Origin of the sequence: Streptomyces sp. MnatMP-M17 (assembly GCF_900091995.1) — a bacterium.
GTDB lineage: Bacteria > Actinomycetota > Actinomycetes > Streptomycetales > Streptomycetaceae > Streptomyces.
Genome location: NZ_FMDK01000594.1, coordinates 1 through 1,545 on the forward strand (window position 1 = coordinate 1; position 1,545 = coordinate 1,545).

At 67.5% G+C, this 1,545-nt stretch carries 2 protein-coding genes; one reads left to right on the plus strand and one right to left on the minus strand.

Annotated features, from left to right (window positions below; genetic code table 11):
* The first annotated feature begins 517 nt into the window (after positions 1-517).
* A complete protein-coding gene (locus tag GA0115259_RS25360) occupies positions 518-640 on the plus strand; it encodes a hypothetical protein (RefSeq protein WP_370748447.1) in 123 nt (40 codons plus the stop codon).
* 194 nt (positions 641-834) lie between these two features.
* On the opposite strand, the gene GA0115259_RS25365 is transcribed toward GA0115259_RS25360, so the two are convergent.
* The coding region (locus tag GA0115259_RS25365; RefSeq protein WP_093601328.1) for a GNAT family N-acetyltransferase at positions 835-1,545 on the minus strand (711 nt) is incomplete at its 5' end.

Sequence of the window (1,545 nt, forward strand, 5' to 3'; positions counted from 1 at the left end):
GCGGCGGCGATCTGGACCCGCAGTTCTCCGGCACAGGCCGGCGCGTCCTCCCAGGGCAGCGGGTGCTCTGGTTCCCGATGACGGCTTCGGCTCGCCAGCCCGTCGTTGCGGGTGAGAATCTCCGCAACGCCCCACGCCCGTACCCAAAGCAAAGAAGACACGACCCACTCGTCAGACTCAGGATCGCCGGCTGTCGGGGCGTCCGGATTCCCCGCAGAGGAATTCCGTATCACCCTTCACGCTTTTCCTCTACGTGTACGAGCACCGCGCCGGGCAGTACCTCGTCGGTCGGTCGATCTGTCCGTCACCGGCCACTTCGCGAAGGGTAATTGAGGAGTTCATCGGACGCGTCGCCGGCAGTGAGGGCGGGCGATGCGGTGTCGTTGTGTGCGAGGGCACCGAGAGCCGCTTGCACGTCGGTGATGACCGACGGCTGAAGCAGCAGGCCGAAACCAGGGCCGGATGTTCCGGCTCCATGTCGGGTTGGTGGGGTGTGGGGGCTGGTCGGCATGCGCGCGTGCTTCGCGGGGTCTTCGCCGGTGAGGCCGTCCAGGCCATCGTGGCGCGGATCGACCCGCTGCCGGCCAAGGAGTCCGAGTACACCGACCACGTACCGGTCCGGGGCAAGGCCACCTTCTGAAGACGGTCGGCCGGTCCTTCCTCGGCCTTCGCGATCCGGCCCTACGGCTCCGCGAGTCTGAGCATCCCTCGGGTCCGGCGGCTGCGCTGCTGCCGGATCCCGGCCCGCTTCCTTCCGATCACCTGGCACAACCCGACGAATGGTACCCGCCATGACCTCGACATGCCCCGGCCTGGATTCCGCGCCCGGCCGCGCTACTCGCGCCAGAGCCAGGTGGTCCGCTCGTACAGCGGCTGGAAACCGGTGCGCAGCATGTTGTGGAGGGATGTGTTGTGGTCACCGGGAGATTCCGCTCCGGTCTCAGCCACGAGCCATCGGCAGCCTGCCGCCTTGGCTGCCCAGGCACGGATGGCGAGCAGTGCCGAGTGCGCGCCGCGGCCGCGGCCTTCCGGGAGCGTCGCTCCGCCGAACATGTCGGCACAGTCTCCGTTGATGAAGATGCTCCCGACGGCGATGATCCGCTCACCGTCCCAAACGGCGTACTGTTGCCAGTTCGGCTTGCCCACACAGGATGCGGCCATGTCGATCATGTCGGGCATGTCGAAACCGTAGGCGGTCATCATGACGGTGGCCCACTCGTTTGCCTGGTGTGGTTCGACCAGTCCGACGTGCAAGCTGGGATCGAGCGCGGCGATGCCGTCGCCCGCGGTCAGCATGGTCTCCGTGTCGCAACCCAGCTTGACGTAACTACGTCCGTTCGTGAGGTCCAGCTCGGCGACGGTCGAGGCCCAGTCCGGTGGCAGCAACGGCGGCGCGATCATGAACGCGCCCTGGGACACACCCTGCTTGCGGTAGAAGTCGCAGACCTGTGTCAGAACGTCGGCGGTGATCGCCTCGCCGTCGCCGAACCCGCCGGCCCGGTTGAAGAAGCGGCTCGGGTCCTCGCGGACCGCCAGTGCGAGCAC